The following is a 21,711-nucleotide window of genomic DNA, read 5'->3' as shown; positions in this document are numbered from 1 at the left end:
GGTGAACGTTGCAATTTTTTTAAATTATTATTGACCATTTTGTTAAGATTTGGTCAACCTTTTTTAGGACTCCACAACAAAAACAAAAGCCTTACCATTTTAAATGGTAAGGCTTTTGTTTTAGATTTTTTTAAGCGAAAACAAGATGTGCTAAGGAATGATTAATAAAGGCAATTCTGGTCTCCTAAATTTTGCCATGTGCCATCTGACCCTTTAAATTGAAATTCTAGTTTTTCTTTCGTGTTTTTATCTTTTAAATAGTAAATGGTTATCGGATGATAGCCCTTTTCGAGTGTTACGCTTTTCTGGATCATCTCTCCATTTTTATAATCAAAATCGGCATCCAATAAATTAATTTGATGAAGTTTGACAAAGGCCTTACCCTGTGCCGCCAGTTTAAATGAATAAACCCCGTTTTTAGGAATTTTGATAAAAGTTTTAAATACCATCAGACCTGTTTGATTTTTTTTAGCCACAGACAGTGATTTAACTTCTCCCTTTCCATTGGCTTTTGCCAGATCTAGTGATGGTATATATGGGAAATTTCCATCAAAGAAGAACCATTTCAAGCCATATTTTGCATTTTTAGCTAAGGGTATGCCTGGAATAGGAGCGTTATCATATGGTCGCGGGGCATCCGAATCGGGTGTTCTAACCTGAAGTACTTTGGCTTTCATTTGGGCCTGCAGCTTATTAAAGCCAGTTTGTTTGGCCAAATTGTTTATTTCCTTTGGATCTTTAACAACGTTATAAATTTCAAAATTGTCATCTGCTGATTTAATATCATACCGTACCCCAACCAAATCTCCAAATCTGATCATTTGCATCTGGTTTCGTTTCCTGCCCGCATGATCAGGCTCGAACTGCTCAAAATTTGGCGTGTTACCCTGCTCAAAATATTCAACATATACCAGGCCATCGGTCTGTTTTCCCTGATTGGTTAATGCCGGGGCTAATGAAACACCGGTTGTTCGCGCAGGAATTGATGTTTTAGCTATTTCTGCAAAGGTTGGCAGCCAATCAGACAACATGGATGGTGTGTTGACCACTTTCCCGGCAGGGATATGTTTGGGCCAGGTAACCAGGGCTGGCATGCGAACACCACCTTCCCAACAATCGCGTTTTATGCCATCAAACTGGCCGTAGCTTTCGAAAAAAGTTGGTTTATATGCAACAAAAGGTTTTGGTAAATATGATTCTATTGATGGTCCATTATCAGAAGTGAAAACAATTAGGGTATTATCATCAATTTTTAAGTCTGAAAGTAATTTTCTGATATCACCAACGGCATCATCCAATCGTCTTACTGCTGTTGCATATCTTTTGTAGGTATCAGGCCATGGAACATTTGGTGTGCTAGGATTTTTATCATCATCATAAGTTGCATTGGCGTAATCTGGATGTAAGTAACTATCTACTATGCCTGATGCGGTATTAATCATTTTCCCTTGCTGGCCAAGCCATTTTAAGCCTCCGTTAAGGCCACCCCCACTGGGGTAACTTTGCGTTGGCAGCTCCAGTACTGCATGTGGTGCATCGTATGCCAGGAACATAAAAAAAGGAGTTTTCTTTGTATTATCCTTTTCAAAATTAATAATATAGTCTTTGGCTTTTGCCGTCCACAAATCGGTGGTATAACACTTTTCTAATCCATTGGAAACTTCCTGGTAATTTGCCCAAACCTCTTTTTTTCCTCTATAAACTCCTTCCAGTGGATAGTGTTCGTGGCCATCTGAATGTCGCATGTAACCAAAATAATTGTCAAAGCCTCTTTTTAACGGATGAGCAGGCCAGTCTGGTTTTTGCTTTTCGTTGGTTCCCTGTAAGCCCCACTTTCCAATGGCAACGGTGTTGTACCCGGCATTTTTTAGCACGTTGGCGATGTTATGATTATGCTCCAGTGCTTTATCAAATTGATTATCTCTCACATGGGCATTACCTTGATTTACCCCGGTGAGCAATGATGCCCTTGAAGGTGCGCAAACCGGTGCATTTGCATATTGTTGACTGAGCACAGCACCTGAGGCAGCCATGTCATCCAAATGTGGTGAAAATAATGCCGGGAGATCTTTATTTTTTTGTTTTTGGAATAATACACCTAAATCACCATAACCTAAATCGTCTACCAGAATATAAATGATATTGGGTTTTTGCTGGGCATGCAGACTAACTCCGCACGAAAAGAAATAAACGATAAAAAAAAGCAAGCCCAGGATTTTGTTTTCTGTGTTTCTCATATTCACTTTAAAATGCATGACTAAATTGACGTTTCGCTATAAATGGTTAAAATAACCATGGCTTTATCTTTATTCAACCATGGCTATTTTTAAGTGTTAATTAAAATGAACTATTTCCACCCAGGATTCTGTACAATTTTTGGATTTAATACAATCTGATTGGATGGAATTGGGTAAAGATAGTAATATTCAGGAAAAGGGCTTGAGGGTATACCCAGATATGAAATGTAACCAGCTATATCTGCCCGATTTGTATTTAGGGTGATATTTACTTAAAGGAGCGGTGTAATACCAATTAATCGGATATGGATTGATTTTTGGCCTTAAAATTAATACTATTCCAGGATACCCGTGTGATTTAAAACGGCTTTCAATTTATATACAATGTTTAGAATTACTGTTTAATAATTCAGATGAAGACTTTTAACACGGTCCAGCTTGTTAATCCTTGTCAAACAGATAAATAAAGCATATATTTCGCTTACCAAATATCAAACTATTTAAAATCTTAATGGATGCATACATTCAACATATCATTGAAGGTGATCAGATAGCTTTTGAAATAGTATTTAAACTAAGTCACAAAAAAGTCTATGCCTACTTTAATAAGAAAACAGCCTCTAAAGAATTGGCTGATGAGCTTACACAGCTTGCTTTTATTAAAATGTGGCGTTTTAGACATACTTTGACCCCGGATTTTACTTTGGATACTCAATTATTCCGGATTGCAAAAACTACTTTGCTTGATCATTTTAAAAAACTTGCAACGGAAGAAAGGAAATTGAAATCCTTTTATCAGGATAATATTGCCGAATTATATGCCCCATCATCTGATTATGAAACCAACCAGCAACTGGAAGCTGTTTTAAACCAGTTGCCTCCAACACGTAAAAAGGTGTTTATACTGAGTAGGATCGAAGGTTATTCTTATAACGAAATTGCAGAGCAGCTCTCTATTTCTCCCCGAACAGTAGAGAAACACATCTCCTTAGCTTTAAAACAATTAGGCGGTTATGCGGGTGCAGCCATTATTGTTTCATTAGCCTATAATTTGGCCTAAAAAAAAATATTTTTTATTGATTACGGGTAATCCCCACATTCAATCGTATTAGGTATATGAATATAACCGATCAGTTGCTGGATAGACATTTTAAAGGCCAGTGTACCCCGGAAGAAAAATTTGCAGTAAACGCTTTTTTAACACAGATAGATGAATTTCCGGACCATTTACTGATGCAAAATGAGTGGGATAGCATAGGCGAGGCAGCATTATCACCTGAAAAGAGCGATCAGCTTTTCGATAAGATAAAGGCAAAAACCTTTCCAAAACTCAGAGTAAAGCAATGGTTAATCAATGTTGCGGCAGCAGCGGTTATTTTTATGGCGATAGGCTTATGGTACTTTAACCAGGCTCCGCATCAACCTAAACCTAAACTCGTATTAAATGAAAAAAAACAGAACCAGAAAGAACACGTAATCGATTGGAAATCGACTGTTAACTATGCCAATAGCTTTGAAAAAATAGAATTGCCAGATGGCTCAGAAGTTAAGGTTTATCCAGGAGCAGAAGTTCGCTACACCCAACCTTTTGTTAAGGAGAAAAGAGAAGTATACCTAACTGGAAAAGCTTACTTCAAAGTAACAAAGGATAAAAAACATCCTTTTGTGGTGTATGCCAATGGCGTTTCTACTACAGCGCTGGGTACCTCGTTTACCATAACTGCAGCCAAAAACAGTACCACCGTAAAGGTTGAACTGCACACGGGAAAAGTTTCGGTAAAAAATATAGGTTCCGATCTTCAAACACCGGTATTTAGCAGTATCCTTAAACCAGGGGATATATTAAGTATTGATAAACTGAATAACCTGTTAACGGTATCGAACGGTAAAAGTGCTAAACCTGTAGAAAAAACGGTTGCGATAAACCTAAGCCAGGCACCACTTAAAGAAGTTTTTAGCAAACTTGAAAACCACTATAAAGTAAGAATCAGCTTTATAGGCGAGGATGTTGACGACAAGTTTTTTACCGGAACAATTTATCTGCAAAAACCATTGGACAGCATATTGGCAGAAATTACAGAATTAAACAAACTCAAACTAACAAAATCAGGCAAAAGGTATCTGATCAAAAAATAAAACAGCCATTACCGCTCTTTAATTTAACCAGCAATTTTATGCTGGAGAGGAACCTATTGCTCTAAAAAACCAAATAAAGAACCAAACAATGTTGAAAAAAATTACGCAGCGCATGTTGTTGTTTATGTTGCTAACCTGTGCCTGGGGCATAGTAAAAGCACAAAATGCAGAAGTTATTGGTGTTGTAAAAGATGAAAAAGGAGCTCCAATGGTTGGTGCAACGGTAGTAATCTCTTCCAAAAGTACCGACCAGAAGAAAACTGCACAAACCAATAACGAAGGGAAATTTGCGATTGCAAATCTTAATGCAAAAACACCCTACCTCATTACGGTATCGTTTGTGGGGTACAAATCTAAAACGATTGATAATTTTACACTTAAAGAGGCAGAGCAATCTTCATTAATAGTACAGTTAGAAAGTAGTAACGAGCTAAGCGATGTGGTTGTAGTAGGTTATGGGAAAAGTTCAAAAAGAAACCTGTTGCAAAGTGTAAGCGCAATTGATGCCAAACAGGTGGTAGAAGTACCAAATGCTACGCTCTCTCAGAGCCTGGCTGGGCGTATGCCTGGTTTGGTGGTTACCCAAAGTGGGGGTAAGCCAGGAAAGGCATCAAGCATCAGGGTAAGGGCATTTGATGGCTTTGGCCCATCGCAGCCACCGCTTTTCGTAATTGATGGTGTTATTTCAGACCAGTTTGCGTTTGATGGTTTGGATGCCTCTGAGGTCGAAAATATTTCAGTATTGAAAGATGGCGCATCTGCTGCGGCATATGGTGTACGTGGAGCAAATGGTGTGGTTGTAGTTACCACGAGGAAAGGTGTTACTGGCCCGCCAAAAATCAATCTTATTTCCAGTTATGGTATCAGTGAGGCTACGATCCAACCAAAAACCTTAACCGCTTATGATGAAGCCATCTATTCGAACGATTATCTAAGGTATAGCAATCTTGATCCTAATGCCTACCTCACTGATGCAAGATATTACGCACCAGATGAGTTGGAATACTGGAAAAATAATGATGTAAATTTGGTGGAAAAATATTATAAAAGACCAACTGAATACCGTACCACGTTAAACATTTCAGGTGCCAGTGATAAGGTAAATTATTTTGTAAGCGGTTCTTATTACAAGGGAACAGGTTCTTTTGATAATGTGGATTATCAGAAATATAATATCAGGGCAAAGGTGGATGCCAATATTACCAAAGATTTAAATATTGCACTCAACTTAACAACCGACATTAGAAATGATCAAAAACCATTTTGGTTATATGATAACGATAATGATGATATGCCCAACTTATATCAGGGTTTGCTTACCCGTGGTAGAATGGCCCCCGATTATATTAATATAAATGGAAAAGATTATCCTGTTGGTAATTTTATGAAATGGCACCCGGGAGAGGTGATAAATGGCAACACTGGTTATAACCGCAAAAAATGGAGTAATTATCAGGCTTTGGTAGATGTGAACTACAACTTATCATCATTGGTTGATGGTTTAAAATTACGTGCCACCTTCGCTAATTATACACGCCATGATTTTAGAAAATTATTAAATCAGCCTTACAAGCTCTATATTTTTAATAAAGCGGGTTCTAAGAACCATTTAGTAGGCGATCAGATAGACTTTAGCCAAACCCAAACCAGGAATGATGGCAATACCCTACAGGAGGTTTATAATGCATCCAGTTTTTATCAGTTGAATTTTTACATCAACTATGATAAATCTTTTGGAAAGCATAACATATCGGCTACTGCTGTTTATGAGCAGAGCGAAACCAATAACGATAATTTTTATGCCCAAAATCAATTTGTGCTCAATCGCGATCTCGATCAGTTAAACCTGGCCAGTAGCAATCCTTTATATTACAGTTTAGGCGGCAATGAATTTGATGATGGCCGTTTGGGCAGTTTTGTACGTTTAGGCTACAACTATGCGGGTAAATATTTATTGGAGGCGGGCATGCGCTACGAAGGGTCGAGGTATTTTATACCTACTAACCGTTATGCTTTTTTTCCATCAGTTTCTGTGGGCTGGCGTATTAGCGATGAAACCTTCTTTAAAGATAATGTAAAGTTTGTGAACGATCTTAAATTCAGGGCATCATTAGGCTTTACCGGGGCTGAACCCTTAGATGTTAACGGAAACAGAATAACCAACCTGCAATGGGCACAATATTATCGTAAGGCTGCCGCAGGTCCCATTTTTGGTGGTAATGTGAACAATGGAATTGCTTTAGGTACCTACCCAAATGCGGATATAACCTGGGAAAAGAAACGTTCGATAGATTTTGGTTTTGATGCCACTTTATTCAATAACAGTACAACATTATCTGCAGCCCGTTTTATGAACAAGAGAACCGATATTCTAGGTGATGTTGGCGCTAGTGTTCCTACAACCTGGGGCGCATTCTATCCGTTGATCAATTTTGGAGTAATGGAATCAAGTGGTTACGAATTTGCCCTTAACTATAAAAAAGCAGTTAATGATAACCTCAGTCTAAATGCAGGGATTAATTACAGTTATGCGGTAAATAAACAGGTGCGTATTAATCAGGCTCCGGGTACAAGAGCTTATCAAAATCTGATTGGCAGGCCTACAGGCGGTATTACGGGGCTTATCGCTACTGATATTATCCGCACCCAGGCCGATCTTAATGCACTACCGGCCGGTTATACCATTAACGGGGCAACCCCCCGCTTGGGCATGTTGAACTTTAAAGATATAAGAGGAGCGACCAGCGATGCCCCAGATGGGAAAATTGATGGTAACGACCAGGAGTTTATCGGCAAATATTCAACACCACCATCTACCTATGGTTTAACCCTGGGTGCCAACTGGAAATCGTTCAGTATTGATGTGCTGATACAAGGCACTGGTAATTATTATAAAATAAGACCTGCATTAAACAATGCACAATATGTATCCCCAGAGGCAGGGAGTGCCGAATTTTGGAAAGACCACTGGACACCAGATAATCCTAATGCTGCCTATCCGCTGTATTCTGATCAGGGAGGAAGTGGTAGCGCATCAACTTTTTGGTTAGATAATGCTTCATTTATCCGTTTAAAAAATATCAATTTAGGCTATGCCTTGCCAGCTAAAGTCATTAACAAAATAGGCTTTAAAGATATTAGGTTCTTTTTGAATGGATCAAATCTGTTCCTGTTCAAAAACAAAACCAAATATTACGATCCCGAAGCACAATCAATGTTGGCCTATCCGCTTAACCGAAATTATACTTTTGGTGTAAATATTACATTATAAACCTATTATTAAATACGTTATGAATAGAGTATCAATATATAAAATAAATAGGCTAGCGCTTATTACAGGCTTTTTGATGGTGATTGTTGCTTTGCAAAGCTGTAAAAAGGTATTGGATAAACGCGACTTAGGGGCTATACCTGAAGACTTGGTTTGGACTGATGTTACCCTCACCACACAATTTTTAAACAACATTTATTTTAGCACATTACCAGGCTGGCCCGATCCGCTAAATCATAATTCAGATGAGGCTGGCGGCGGCGGAGGTGTAATGTATGGACAGCTAACCATTAACTCTGTTGATTTTTGGACTACTTATAAGGCTTACGATATTATTAGAAGCATTAACCTGCTTTTGCAGAAATTGCCAACCACGCCCTATCAGCAAAATGATAAAAATAAATTAAGAGGCCAGGCATTGTTTTTAAGGGCCTGGGTGTATTTCCAAATGGTAAGCCGTTATGGTGGGGTGCCTTTGGTGCTCACTCCTCAATCGTTAGAAGAGGATTTAAATGTAAAAAGAAATAAAACATCAGAATGTATAGCTCAAATTACAAAAGATTTAGATGAAGCCAGTACGTTATTGCCTGTTTCATGGGCTACTGACGATGAAGGCAGGATCACAAAAGGTGCGGCTTTGGCTTTTAAAGGACGTGTATTGTTACATTATGCTTCAGAGCAATTTACCCCTGTGCAACAGCAAACCAGATGGCAAACTGCCTTTGATGCCAATAAAGCCGCTATGGATGTTTTGACCCAGCAAGGTGCAGCATTAATGCCTAGTTTTGCCGGTCTGTGGTTTATTGAGGGTAATGGAAATAAGGAAGCCATACTGGTTACGCGTTTCAATAATCCTGGTCGTTTTCAAACCCGCGATGCCTCAGTAAGGCCTTTGGAGGAGTCGCAGAACTTTACAGGTGGTGATCAACCAACACTGCAATTGGTCAATGCCTTTCCGATGAAAAACGGTTTGCCGATAACCGATCCTAATTCTGGATACGATCCTAAAGCCTACTGGTTAAACAGAGATCCGCGTTTTGCAACAACGGTAGTGCATAATGGCGATATTTGGGAATTATCTGGTAAGGCTGGCCGAACCCAGTGGACGTTTAAAGGTGCCGAAGCACAAGGTGGAACCGGTACCAGCTTTTATAGTAGAAAAGGAATTTTTGAAGCCTATAAACCTTTTGAGGCTTCTACAAGTGGTACAGATTGGATTGAGATAAGATTTGCCGAGGTAATGCTCAACTATGCTGAAACAGCAAACGAAATTGGTAACATTCAAATTGGTTACGATATGCTTACTGCAATCAGAAAGCGTGCCGGTATAGATGCTGGTGCCAATAATCTGTATGGCTTAAAAGCAGGGATGACCCAGACCGAAATGCGTAAGGCCATTTTAGATGAACGCCTGTTAGAATTTGCCTTTGAAGGTAAAAGAGAGCAGGACCTTAGACGGCGCAGGTTATATGCATCGTTACTGAATGGCAAAAAACGCACCGGTTACGATGCTACCTTGATTAAGTTCGATGGTAAACCTCAAGATTTTTTCACAGCCTATGCCACTGGAACGATTAATCTAAAAACAAACTATTTCGATTATTTTAAGGAAACAGAGCTTCCAATAGATTTAACCAATACCATCAACTTTAAAGATGAGTACTATTTCTATGCCATTCCGCAAAGCCATTTGCAAAAAAATCCTAACCTGCAGCAAACCAAGGGCTGGGATGGAGGTACTTTTGATCCCTTACAATAAATTAGCTGAATAGCGAATAATATTAAAATGCCTTACGATGCGTACACATCGTAAGGCTGCTAAAATATTTAAAATTAAAATAGATCATGTTCATGCTGTTTTAATCTAACCAAATGATAATGAGTAAAATAAGATATAAAATAGTATTACTTTTTTTAATGGTTTACCCTTTTGTAAAAGGTTATGCCCAGAAATATGCTTTAGCCAAAATGAATACTGGTTTAATTAAGCAAGAGGTGTTTTCTCCAATGGTAAATCAATCCATGCTGGGCAAAGTCATGGTTATTGCCGGTAAAAAATACAATGAGGGCATTAGTGTGCAGGCACCCTCTTCCGGTTTTCTTGATGTGGGTAAAAAAGGCTTGAAATTTATAGCCGATGTTGGTGTGGATGATTATGCTAACCGCAACCTGAATGCACCAAATATCGAATCGATTGCCCGTACCGATGGCATCAAGGTTTTTTATCAATCAGCTAACATTACCGGTAAAAAAGTATTGATCGGCATTGGTACTTCCCTGCAGGAAATTGCACCAGGTAGTGTTGTTTTTACCCTTATTGGCGATGGAAAGAAAATATGGTCCAGCGGAGTAATGAAACAGGGGGATCAAGCCAAACACATTGATGTTGATATTTCAGGGATAGCGATCTTAAATTTTACCGTTAGCGATGCCGGCGATGGCATTAGTGGCGATGTAGCCAATTGGGTAAATGCTTACGTTACCACAAGCCCGGGTTTTGTGCCCCAATTGGTTAACAAAAATTATAATGCAAAAAATAATCTTAACGTTTTAACTAAGCCACTGGCATTAGCATTACAAAAATTACCAAACTATGTAGCCGAAGTAGCTAAAACAGATTGGTTGATCCAAAAACCTGCTGAAAAGGCAAAAATACAGCGGATAGGTCATAACGAAATTATACTCAGTAATGGCCTGGCAAGCCGCACCATTACCATGTCGCCAAATGCTGCTACAACAAGTTTAAAAAACCTGGTAACAGGAGAGGAGTTTATTCGTGCTGTACAGCCAGAAGCCGTGGTTACGATAGATGGAGAAACTTACGAAATAGGCGGTCTTGCAGGTCAGGTAAACCGTGGTTATTTACTCCACGACTGGTTAAAGGATATGTACAGCCCGGCTGGGTCTTTTCAATTAAGCGATATCACTATACAGGCCATACAGCCCTTGCTGCAATGGAAAGCCAAAAGATGGCTGCCTGTTACGCAGTGGGAAGCAACCGGTAAAGAATTGATACTCTCTTTCACACATCCTGATAAAAAAGGAGTAGTGGTAAAAGTGCACCATAAAATTTACGACAATCTTCCTTTGGTAACCAAAACCATATCTGTTACCAATAACAGTGGTAAAGAAATTAAGGTGAACCATTTTGTGGGTGAAATCATTGCTTATCCCGAAAAGGAAAATTTTGTGTCGGTACCGAGTCCTGGCGCCGGTTGGAGCAAACCCAATTTTTATATAGAAAATGATTATGCTTTTGGAGGTATGATTTATGATGAAAGCGATCAGTCAATTAGCTGGGAGCGCGACAGTGCCTACACCTCACAGGTGAATTACTTATTACAAACCCCCTGTGTTGTTAAAAGCATCCCCAAAAATGGCCCTTCTCAGGTTTTGCAAAACGGTCAGCGCTGGCAGGGATTTAACACTTATACCATGCTGATGGATGGCACGGACCGGGAGCGCAATACCTTAAGCCGCCGCAAAATGTATCGTGCGCTGGCACCCTGGGTTACCGAAAACCCCATCTTCATGCACCTCACTTCTACCAAACTGGAAGTGGTTAAAGATGCTGTAGATCAATGTGTAGCCACGGGGTATGAAATGATCATTCTTAGTTTTGGCAGTGGCTTAAATATGGAAAATGTATCAAAAGAAAACCTCGATAAATATAAAATGCTTGCAGATTATGCGCACAGCAAAGGCATCCAAATAGGCGGTTACTCATTATTTTCAAGTCGTAGCATCGATCCGCAGAATGATGTCATTAATTTAAAAACAGGTAAACCCGGCGGTACTACTTTTAACAATGCGCCCTGTCTCGGTAGCCAGTGGGGGATCAGCTATCTGAAAAAAATTCAGCAATTTTTTGAATATACAGGTTTTGATTTACTGGAGCATGATGGACCTTATCCCGGTGATTTTTGCGCTTCAAAAGACCACCCGGGCCACAAAGACTATTTCGATTCGCAATGGAACCAGTGGAAACAATCAACAGGTCTGTATCAATGGATGTTGGCGAAGGATATTTACCTGAATACGCCCGATTTTTATATGCTTAACGGCGCTAATAAAACCGGCATCGGTTATAGAGAAGTAAACTGGTCGCTGCCCAGGGCAGAGCAAATTATCCTGGGGCGCCAAAATTTATATGATGGTACCTGGGTACGTACCCCTTCTATGGGCTGGACCTTTGTGCCACTTACCGAATATCAGGGTGGTGGTGCAGCAGCTACGCTCGAGCCCCTTTCCGAACATCTTAAAGAATATGCTGCCCACATGCAGCAAAACTATGGCAGCGGTGTGCAGGCTTGTTACCGTGGCAACCGCTTATACGATACTGAAGCCACTAAAAACCTGGTAAAAGAAAATATTAGCCACTATAAAAAATACAGGGATATTTTAAATGCAGATATCATCCATTTGCGCAGGCCAACCGGTCGCGACTGGGATGGAATATTACATGCAGATCCTTTGGCAAAAAAGGAAAAAGGTTTTGCTATATTGTACAATCCGCTTGATACACCGATTACAACAGCGATTAAACTCCCGCTTTATTATACAGGGATAAGTAACAGCGCAAACATCAGTATAGAAGGCAGGCTGGCAAAACCTGTAGCGGTTGATAAAGATGGTATGGCACTAATTGAAGTTACAATACCTGCAAATGGGAACACCTGGATGGTAGTGGAATAAGAAATTGATTAAAAAAAACAGTTCTAAGTTTAAATTAAAACTTAATTATTATTAGATGAAAAAATATTTAGCAAGCCTCATACTTTTCACCGCTTTTGGAGTATTTAGTCTGTCTTGTAGTGTTGATAACAACGGATTTATACAGCATTTAAAAGATGCACCGGCCAAAGTTATCCTAACCGATGGTACAGCGGCTGATGCACTCGTGGTGGATCGGAAATGGAGTGGCGATTTATGTGCACTTTCCGTTAAAAATACATCAGACAAACCGGTACAGGTAAAAGAAGTAATCTTATTTGATCTCCAGCATCAACTGGCCGATACCACCAAAATATATGGTGAAGGTTTTCAGAAATTACAACAGATAGGCGGTACACTGGGCAAACCCGAAGATTGGGGGACTTATAACGACAGAAGCCACTACAAAATCCCTGAGCCTGAAAATTTACGTACAGCTTATGGTATGTTAACCCTGCAACTACCTGAAAATAACAGGGTCTTACTGGCTACCACATCTTGTAACAGGTTTATATCCAGATTTTCTTTCGATGCCAAACGCCTTCGTATTTCGCTCGATTGCGAAAACCTGTTGTTACAGCCCGGCGAAACCTGGAATTTGGAGGAGTTTTTGGCTACCACCAGTAAGGACAGGGAGAAAAACTATGACCGTTTAACCGAAGCCATTTCTAAACACCATCCACGTTTAAAACACGATCCTGTGCCGATGGGTTGGTGCTCCTGGTATTGCTTCGGACCAGCAGTTACAGCCAAAAACGTATCAGATAATACCAACTGGATTGCCAAAAATCTGCCACAGTTAAAATACATACAGATTGATGATGGTTATCAGCCTTTGATGGGTGATTGGCTGGAAAAAGGAAAAGCTTTTGGTGGAGATGTTGCTCAGGTACTGCATGATATTAAAAATAAAGGTCTGGAACCTGCCATTTGGGTAGCACCATTTGTGGCCAGTCCGCAATCTGAATTGTTTAAAAACCATCCTAGTTGGTTTGTTAAAGATGAGGCTGGCAAACCCTTACGGTCTGATAAAATTGGTTTTGGCGGCTGGCGTTTAGGGCCATGGTATGTATTGGATGGCACACATCCTGAAGTTCAGCAATATTTTACCGAACTTTTTAAAACCATGCGCGAAAAATGGGGTGTTACCTATTTTAAACTCGATGCCAACTATTGGGGCGCTATTCATGGTGGCGTACATTATGATAAAAAGGCAACCAGAATTGAGGCTTATCGCAGGGGCATGGAAGCTATACTTAAGGGCTCTGGTAATGCCTTTATATTGGGCTGTAACCACCCGATATGGGGTTCATTGGGTTTAATTCATGGATCAAGAAGTTCTATGGATACCTGGCGCGATTGGAAATCGTTTAGGAATATTGGAAGAGAAAACCTACTCAGAGGCTGGCAGAACGGAAGGTTATGGTGGAACGATCCTGATTGTATTCTCTTAACGGACAATGGTGCCGAAGACGTAATGGATCAAGGTGGTAATGCTTCCGTAACCAAGAAAGTTGTATTGCCCGAAAATGAATTTCTATATCACGCAACAACCGTGTATGCCTCAGGCGGTATGTTATTAAGTGGCGATGATCTGACTACGATTAAGCCAGAAAGACTGGCAATACTTAAAAAAATGATTCCTCCAACAGGAAAATCGGCTAGATTTGAAAACGAAAAATTTGAAGTAGGCACGATTAATTTTAAAGATCGTATTGAATACGCGGTGTTTAATGCAAGTGATGCCCCGGTTACCCGTAAAATTAAACTACCTGCCGGAAAATACACTTTAAGTAATAAATGGACAGGCAAAGCCATTGGTACTTTTGAAAAAGAGTATGTAATTAATGATTTGCCACCACATAGTGCACAATTAATTGTGGCGAAAAAAAATAACTAAGTATTGCATCTATTTACCGCAAAAGGAAATTTATCCTGTATATTTCCTTTTGCGGTTTTTTAACGAAGTTGGATGGTCAGCCCAAATAATTATTGGGAATATTTTGTGGAGTATAATTTATTCCGTATCGCTTTTCCATCAATTGAGTAATTACTTTTGCAATAACCATTTGGTTTCGGTGCATTTGGGGTAATAGTCCCATCATTGCATAACTGATTGGATTTACGGATGGAATAAGCGTCTCCCAATCATAACCTTCACCCCAAATCAAACCCGTAACGGTCATTTCCAGATCTACAGATTGTTCAAGCAGGTAATTTCGCATATCGGCAGATTGATCACCATTTTGGTTAACCGTATGGAAGATTGGACTTTGTCCGCCAAATCCTTCAGGGTTGGTTCCGGCCGGTACATTAACATCCAGGCCATGTTTTACCAGTACTTTGGCACAGGCAACATGATTAAATTCTGCGCAGATATGCAATAACGTTACTTCAAAAAAGGGCGTGTATGCGCATCGCAATGTATACCGGTTATTCAGTGCATCGGGATTGCTTTTTAGTTGAGCATCCAAAATTTCTGCATCATCCAGCAGCAACGACAATAGTATGGGATCGTCAAATTCCAAACCATAATTAACAAAGCTTTTTACGCAGTTGCTAAATCTGGGGCTGCGGGTGTATTCGCTGGTTAATTCGTAAATCAATGGTTCTCCTTTGAACAGGCTATTGGGATTTACGCCCTTTTTAAAACATGCTTCTATACCTTCTACCGAATGAAGCTCTATTTGTATAGCGAGTTCTTGAAGCATGTCCATAAACACTGATTGATAATTACCCCATACAAGATACGTTATTTGCTGGTTTTTTGCGATTGATAATTATAACCGTGCATGTTTTGCTATTGTCCGGTATAAACAATTTTTTTGCTGAGCTTGTTTCTATCAGTGGTTACGCTAATGATGTTTACGCCTAACTCTAAATTTGCTGGGATAACTACGGTATTGTAACCTTTTTCCAGTTCTTTAGAAACTGTTCCCAACCGGCGGCCAGTTAAACCGACTACATCTATTTTGGTTTTGGTGTTATTGGCTACAAAAATGCTTAAGGTTGTTTCTTGTTTCGATACCTGTTTAATATTGAAATTGAGGCTGTTTTCTGCATTGCTGGCGATGGCTAAATTCGAATTTTGCTTTTTGCCATCAACCTCTTGTTTTATTACCTGATAATAATTGTTGTCAGCCAAAGGCGCTAAATCGACAAAGCTATAATTTAGGTTAACATCCGAATTTCCTTTCGCATTTACTTTTCCAATAACCTGAAATTTCTTTTGCTCATCTGCCCTTAGTACATCAAAATGGGAGGTATTTTGCTCGCTGGTGGTATTCCACGAAAGTTTTACCGAATTACTTAACATTTTTGTACTCAACTTGCCAAGGGCTTGTGGTGATGTATTGGCTACCACCGTAATGTTATAGGTATCGGTGAGGTAGGTGGTGCCGCCAATATTGTCGGTTACCGTATAAGTATGTTGCCCTACAGTTGGGTTTACAATTAACGATTTTGTTGTTTCGCCGGTATTCCATTTGTAATTACCTATCCATGATGCAGTTAGTGTTGCCGGCTGACCTTGCTCAATAGTGATGTTTGTTGTTTTATTTACATCTTTCATGATGGTGAACTGATCTGCAACGGTATTGTTGGCCATGATAAATTTAGCATCAAGCCTGTTTCCTTCAACCTCAAACTCGAAACTGCCTCCAACGGTATTGTTCGAATACTGCATAAAAGAAAGTGGATAACCATTGGCCTGACCTCCAACCTTACCTGAAGAGCCAGATACGACATAAATGGTACCATGTTGATTTTTGGCCGATGTGGTAATATAAGGGCCAGAATTAGTTGTACCATCATATCTGCCCGAAGAGGTGCTTACCGCATGGTTGGTAGCAGAGTAGGTGCTGGATAATCCATAATTGTTTTTCAATAGCAATGATCTTTCGTATACATGGCTATGACCATTAATAACCAGGTCTACGCCTTTGTTTTCCAGTATTTGAATTAGATTTTGTCTAATTGCAACCAAATCACTCTCTGTATCAGAATTATGGCTGCCTTTGGTATACGGAGGGTGGTGAAAAAAGGCGATGGTCCATTTTTTCTGGTTGGCCGCAAGGTCGCTGGTTAACCATGCAGCCTGGGTACTTCCTGCATCGTAAAAACGTTTGTTATCTTCTTGTCCATAAGCATCGAGTGCCACAAAGTGAATATCGCCATAATCAAAAGAATAATATTCTTTCTTGCCTGAAGCCACTCCGCCCAATTCTCCGTTTTTAGGCATGGTAAAATTGCTCAGGTAAGGAATGTTATGATCGTCCTGTCTGCTACCACTGTTGGCATAATCGTGATTGCCTGGCGATGGGTACAGGTATACATTCTTTAACAGATCATCCTTGTAGATATCAAAAAAACCGGTCTGGTATTCCGAATCCTGGCCACTTTCATAAGCATTATCGCCTAACAGTAACCATACATCTGTCGGATTGCTACCTAAATAGTTTAACAATGCATTTTTTGTATTCTTTTGGTTGGTCGAATTGTTCCCGCAATCTCCAAAGGCGGCAACCCTGATTTTTCTGGTAGTATTGGCTAATGGCGCTGTACGCAGGTAATTATTAGCGCCTGTTTCTAAAACCGTAGTTCCGGTGCCCACACTATAAAAATATTTGGTATCGGCAGTGAGGTTGGTAACACTAATTTCGTGCTCTTTGGTTAAAGTTCCGTTGCTGGCACTACTGGTTAAGCTATTCTGTGCGGTACCATATGCAACCTTTGTGTCGGTAGCAATGTTTGTTCTCCATCTTAAGGTGGCACTATTCTGCCCACCCATTTGTAAATACGGTCCCCGTGTTATAGCGGGTGCCGGTGGTAGGGTAGAACCCTTAAGTTCCATGTCGAAAAAAATATCGCTGCTACTGATGCTTTGCTGATGAATTTCTACCGCAATTGTATTTAACCCATCTTTTAACAAAACAGGATCAATCAGAAACTCGTTAATGGTGGTATTATTTCCTAAAGCAGAAGCCAGTGTAGTATAAGAAACCGTGCCAGTGGGTAAACTGCCTCGGTATACTTCTGTTCCATTAACATAAACAATTGCTCCATCATCCTTTTTAATTCTTCCGGTAATTTGCAGGTATTGCGAAGGATTGTGAATAGAAAATGTTTTTCTAAAATAGGTTGTTGCATACTTACTGGATGCATTACCGCCGTAACCAACTGTTGTTAATACGCCACTACTGGCATAACCTAAAGGTGCCGGGCCTCCAGACCAGCTCAGGTCATTGTAATTTATCGAGGTCCATAGGTTCGACTGGTTAGAGCCATTATCGAGGTATTTCCATGATGTACCAAAAGGGAAAAAGGTAAGCGGTTCTGTTTGTTGTGAGACAACGCCAAAATTATAAGTTTTCGAATCTATAATGGCATCTGTTGGTTTGCTGCCCGAAGTAGCCAGAAAAACACCTTTTGGCATCTCCAGGTTAATTGCCGCATTAAATGGGAAATCTGCCGGATTAATGGTTACGACACTGCCCGAAATACTAACAGCCGTCGAATTTACATCGATGGTTTGCAATACAATTCCACCATTTTTAAGGATAATATTACCTGTTCCTTTAAGCACATTCTGATCAAAAGTTAAGGATATATTACTGCTGGTTGCAACATTTGTTAGATCATCAGCCGGAGAAGAAGCAATTAACAATGGCGGTATCCCGCTAGGTTTATACTCACCTTTTATCTCCATATCAAAAAAGATATCGCTGCTACTGGCACTTTGCTGGTGAACCTCTACTGCAATGTAGTTATCGCCGGTAACAAAGGCCGAAGCCGGGATCGTAAAGGATTGCGGGCTTGCACCATCGTCTCCAAGACTAGCCAGGGTGGTGTAATTAACTGTTCCGGCAGCGATATTATTTCTATATACTTCAGTGCCATTTACATACACAATGGCGCCGTCGTCTCTTTTTATGCTGGCATTAAATTTAGCATAGTTGTTAATGTCTGATACGTTTATTTTCTTACGGAAATAGGTAGTGATGTATTTTGCACTTGAATTACCACCATAACTTACGGTGGTGGTTAAGTTACTTGCCGAGTAACCAAAAGCTGCCGTATTGGTGGTCCAGCTGGTATCGTCAAAACTGTTACTTCTCCAGGCAGCCGCCTGATCCGTGCCATTATCCAGGTATTTCCATGCAGAACCATAGGGTAAAATATTGCTTTCAGGAATGTTTTTAAGTTCGAGGTCAAAATAAATATCGCTGCTGCTCACACTTTGCTGATGGATCTCAACCGCTATATAATTGTCGCCATTATTCAGAAGGCTTTTAGGTACTTTAAATGTGAGCAGATCTGTATATTCTAAATATACCGGAGCAAGTGTAGTATAGGTAACGGTGCCGGTACCCACGTTATTTCTATATACTTCAGTACCATTAACATAAACAACCACGCCATCATCGCGTTTCACCGTGCCAACAATGTTGTTATAAAGCGAAACATTGGCAATATTTATTTTCTTGCGGAAATAAGTGGTAACAGGTTTATTGCTGGCGTTGGAGCCATAACTCACCGTTGTGGTAACAGGTTTATTGGTTGGATAGCCCAGCGGCGCACTGCCACTACTCCAGGTTTCGGTATAGGCACTGCGCCAGGCCGTGCCTTGATCAGTTCCATTGTCTAAATAATTCCAGTTAGCACCAAATGGGATGAAAGTGGTAATTTGTGCCTGCAGTTTTGCGCTAAAGATTAACGACAATATTGCTAATACCAGGTAACTAAAGTAGATTTTTTTCATAGAGCGGAAACAGCTGTTTGTTTAATGACATTACAAACCTACTAAGCCCTAAGGGAATTAGGTAAGTTTTGATCATTTTAATTATGTTTAGTTTTTGTTAGGATTAGGTGAAGAATAAAATTACATCAGTATTTGTCTAATAATAAACCGCATATTAACTTTTTTGTATTGATTATTAACTGTTTTTAGTATTTATAAACTTATAAAATTAAATTTATAACCTTTATATGAGTAATGAAAATTAGAATACTCCTGGTTGTGGCGGCTTTTGTATGCCTGTGTAATATCTATGCCGTAAAAAAGGATGATGTGCACACGGCGCATGCTCAAACCGAATATTTTTTTAAAACGGGTTTAAAGGATGTTATTCTATCGTTAGACAATTTAACGTTGGCCGTAAAAACAGGGGATGCTAAAAATATTAAAAGCTCATTCAGAAATAGCAGGCTTCAGTTTAAAAAAATTGAGTTTTTAACCGAGTATTATTATCCTTATCTGGCCAGGCAGATGAATGGACCGGCTTTACCTTTTAGCGACGGCGAAAATTCTTTAAAAACCCTGGATCCCGAGGGTTATCAGGTGATTGAGGAAATGATATTTCCAGGTTTCAAGCCTGAAGAAGCGGCAGCAATCATTAAGAATATTGAGTTGTTGAAAGAAAATTTCCTGAAGATCCTTAATCAGCAATATCCATTAGGCTTTCAGGATCAATATATTTTCGAAGCCATGCGTTATGAAATTTACCGCATCATTGCACAAGGTATAAGTGGTTTTGATTCGCCGGTTGCCTATCATTCTTTGCCAGAGGCCGGCGCAGCTTTAAGTGGTTTGTCAGCATGTGTATCGTTTTTTGACAGCAGCAACTCCGAAAACCAGGCAAAAAATAATTTACTTTCAAAACTTCAGCTATCCAGGGATTATTTAAAGCAGAATGATAATTTCAATAAATTCGACAGGCTGTTATTTATTAAAAACTACGCCAACCCATTATCAGGTTCTTTTCTGGCATTTCAAAAACAATTGGGCATTGTATTACAGCAAAGATCTGAGCGCATTAATACCAACGCAACTTCACTGTTTGCCATGGATAGTTTCGATCCCGCTATTTTCGGACTGAATGTAGCATCTGCGCCTTCGCCTAAAAAAATAGAACTCGGCAAAAAACTCTTTTTTGATCCAATCCTTTCAGGAAATAACCGGGTTTCCTGTGCTTCATGTCATAACCCCGCCATGGCTTTTACAGATGCTTTGCCTAAAAGTATTGCGTTTGATCAGAAATCAACCACGGCCCGTAATGCCCCAACGTTGCTTAATGCGGCTTTCCAGCCCAAACAATTTTACGACTCGAGAGCGGTATTTTTAGAAGAACAGGTTTTCGATGTAGTGCATAATGCTACCGAAATGGGTGGCTCTTTGGATAAAGCTGCGCTGTTATTGAATAAGGACAGCGAATATGCCAGGTTGTTCAATAACGCTTACCCTGATGCTAAATCTATTTTGGTCGATAATATAACCAATGCCCTGGCTTCTTATATCCGCTCTTTGGTGAGCTTAAATAGCAGGTTCGACCAATATATGAAAGGCAATGAAAAGGCACTTTCTGAATCAGAAAAGGCGGGATTTAACATTTATATGGGTAAAGCAAAATGTGGCACCTGCCATTACGTACCTTTATTTAATGGCGTAGCGCCGCCTTATTTTGCTGAATCAGAATCTGAAGTACTCGGTGTTCCGGATCGTGCAGATAAAAAGACGGCTAAACTAGATGCTGATCTGGGCAAATACAACCGGTATAAAATTGATATCCTGAAACACTCTTTTAAAACACCAAGCCTTAGGAATATTGCAGTAACAGCACCGTATATGCATAATGGTGTTTTTAAAACCTTAGAAGAGGTTGTCGATTTTTATAATGACGGCGGTGGTGCAGGCTGGAAAATAGGTCCGGATAACCAAACGCTGGGAACTGACCCATTGGGATTAAGCAAATCTGAAAAAACAAAACTTATTGCTTTTCTGAAAACGTTAACCGATACCCGGCCGAGGTAAACCAGGTACTCAGGCCTTTGGTGGCTTTTATACGCACTTTCGTTTATAAACCCGTTATGCTGCTATAGGCGCTCCTCCTGCTTTCCGTTTTATCCCCATGAAGGACCTGTCGTGTGAACTCATCTTTTGATTTGGGTTTTTATGCATTTTGCTAACCAACATTAATAAAGCTTAGGCTTTGCCGAAGAACTTCGTCAATCCCAAGTGGCAGAAAAATCAAAAAAACAGTTACAGAATAGAACAAATAGCACTACCAAACCTTAAACGCAGTGGTTTTGTGTTCAATAGTCATGATTCCCAGCTTTTAAAAGGTATTGAACACAAAACGAAGTGCCGCTGTTTTTTTGATGAGCCAGGGGCAGTGAGAAGCCACCTTGCCGGATTGACAAAGCGCTTTGGATACTTTGGCGCTCCAAAGTACCATGCCCCCGCGGCAGAGAGCGGAAAAAAAATAATATTTGTGGCCACAAGATAGTTTTTTAAAGGACAATTGGCTCTTAATAGCAGGACGATCGCCTTTGGAATATTTCCAAAAAATACAGGCT

At 39.9% G+C, this 21,711-nt stretch carries 11 protein-coding genes; 7 read left to right on the top strand and 4 right to left on the bottom strand.

Features of this window, described 5'->3' with window-relative positions:
* Positions 1–161: 161 nt before the first annotated feature.
* Both AC07YT_RS19305 and AC07YT_RS19300 read right to left on the bottom strand, forming a co-directional pair.
* The gene (locus tag AC07YT_RS19305; RefSeq protein WP_494945477.1) at positions 162–2,237 is read right to left on the bottom strand and encodes a sulfatase-like hydrolase/transferase; all 2,076 of its coding nucleotides are present in this window, start codon (positions 2,235–2,237) and stop codon (positions 162–164) included.
* Between the two features lie 110 nt (positions 2,238–2,347).
* On the bottom strand, positions 2,348–2,449 hold the full coding sequence (locus tag AC07YT_RS19300; protein WP_494945478.1) for a RagB/SusD family nutrient uptake outer membrane protein: 102 nt from the start codon (positions 2,447–2,449) through the stop codon (positions 2,348–2,350).
* A 299-nt stretch (positions 2,450–2,748) separates the two neighbouring features.
* Between AC07YT_RS19300 and AC07YT_RS19295 the strand changes: the two genes are divergently transcribed.
* From AC07YT_RS19295 to AC07YT_RS19270, 6 genes are all read left to right on the top strand, one after another.
* Complete coding sequence (locus AC07YT_RS19295) at positions 2,749–3,297, top strand: RNA polymerase sigma factor (protein WP_086549005.1); 549 nt, start codon at positions 2,749–2,751, stop codon at positions 3,295–3,297.
* 56 nt (positions 3,298–3,353) lie between these two features.
* Entirely contained in the window at positions 3,354–4,373 is a 1,020-nt protein-coding gene (locus AC07YT_RS19290; protein ID WP_086549006.1) for a FecR family protein, read from the top strand.
* Between the two features lie 88 nt (positions 4,374–4,461).
* Positions 4,462–7,644, top strand: a complete 3,183-nt coding sequence (locus AC07YT_RS19285) for a SusC/RagA family TonB-linked outer membrane protein (RefSeq protein WP_086549007.1) — start codon at positions 4,462–4,464, stop codon at positions 7,642–7,644.
* Positions 7,645–7,663: 19 nt separating this feature from the next.
* Positions 7,664–9,403, top strand: a complete 1,740-nt coding sequence (locus AC07YT_RS19280) for a RagB/SusD family nutrient uptake outer membrane protein (protein ID WP_086549008.1) — start codon at positions 7,664–7,666, stop codon at positions 9,401–9,403.
* 119 nt (positions 9,404–9,522) lie between these two features.
* Positions 9,523–12,339: an NPCBM/NEW2 domain-containing protein gene (locus tag AC07YT_RS19275; RefSeq protein WP_494945476.1), complete on the top strand. Its 2,817-nt coding sequence runs from the start codon at positions 9,523–9,525 to the stop codon at positions 12,337–12,339.
* 55 nt (positions 12,340–12,394) lie between these two features.
* Positions 12,395–14,257: a glycoside hydrolase family 36 protein gene (locus AC07YT_RS19270; RefSeq protein WP_086549010.1), complete on the top strand. Its 1,863-nt coding sequence runs from the start codon at positions 12,395–12,397 to the stop codon at positions 14,255–14,257.
* A gap of 76 nt (positions 14,258–14,333) precedes the next feature.
* Here AC07YT_RS19270 and AC07YT_RS19265 read toward each other — a convergent pair whose 3' ends face one another.
* Positions 14,334–15,074 carry an ankyrin repeat domain-containing protein gene (locus AC07YT_RS19265; protein ID WP_086549011.1) on the bottom strand — a complete coding sequence of 247 codons (741 nt, stop codon included), beginning with the start codon at positions 15,072–15,074 and terminating at the stop codon, positions 14,334–14,336.
* Positions 15,075–15,157: 83 nt separating this feature from the next.
* Positions 15,158–19,117 (bottom strand): metallophosphoesterase, encoded by a 3,960-nt coding sequence (locus AC07YT_RS19260; protein WP_086549012.1) that lies wholly within the window; start codon positions 19,115–19,117, stop codon positions 15,158–15,160.
* A gap of 234 nt (positions 19,118–19,351) precedes the next feature.
* On the opposite strand from AC07YT_RS19260, the gene AC07YT_RS19255 reads away from it, so the two are divergent.
* Positions 19,352–21,166 (top strand): cytochrome-c peroxidase, encoded by a 1,815-nt coding sequence (locus AC07YT_RS19255; RefSeq protein WP_086549013.1) that lies wholly within the window; start codon positions 19,352–19,354, stop codon positions 21,164–21,166.
* The last annotated feature ends 545 nt before the right edge of the window (positions 21,167–21,711 follow it).

The organism is Pedobacter sp. GW460-11-11-14-TSB4 (assembly GCF_059423705.1).
This window is presented reverse-complemented; position numbering and strand designations above follow the sequence as displayed.

Excerpts from the sequence above, each read along its gene's own strand:
- AC07YT_RS19305 (WP_494945477.1), bottom strand. The coding sequence starts at position 2,237 with ATGAGAAACACAGAAAACAAAATCCTGGGCTTGCTTTTTTTTATCGTT.
- AC07YT_RS19295 (WP_086549005.1), top strand. The coding sequence starts at position 2,749 with ATGGATGCATACATTCAACATATCATTGAAGGTGATCAGATAGCTTTT.
- AC07YT_RS19290 (WP_086549006.1), top strand. The coding sequence starts at position 3,354 with ATGAATATAACCGATCAGTTGCTGGATAGACATTTTAAAGGCCAGTGT.
- AC07YT_RS19285 (WP_086549007.1), top strand. The coding sequence starts at position 4,462 with ATGTTGAAAAAAATTACGCAGCGCATGTTGTTGTTTATGTTGCTAACC.
- AC07YT_RS19280 (WP_086549008.1), top strand. The coding sequence starts at position 7,664 with ATGAATAGAGTATCAATATATAAAATAAATAGGCTAGCGCTTATTACA.
- AC07YT_RS19275 (WP_494945476.1), top strand. The coding sequence starts at position 9,523 with ATGAGTAAAATAAGATATAAAATAGTATTACTTTTTTTAATGGTTTAC.
- AC07YT_RS19270 (WP_086549010.1), top strand. The coding sequence starts at position 12,395 with ATGAAAAAATATTTAGCAAGCCTCATACTTTTCACCGCTTTTGGAGTA.
- AC07YT_RS19265 (WP_086549011.1), bottom strand. The coding sequence starts at position 15,074 with ATGGACATGCTTCAAGAACTCGCTATACAAATAGAGCTTCATTCGGTA.
- AC07YT_RS19260 (WP_086549012.1), bottom strand. The coding sequence starts at position 19,117 with ATGAAAAAAATCTACTTTAGTTACCTGGTATTAGCAATATTGTCGTTA.
- AC07YT_RS19255 (WP_086549013.1), top strand. The coding sequence starts at position 19,352 with ATGAAAATTAGAATACTCCTGGTTGTGGCGGCTTTTGTATGCCTGTGT.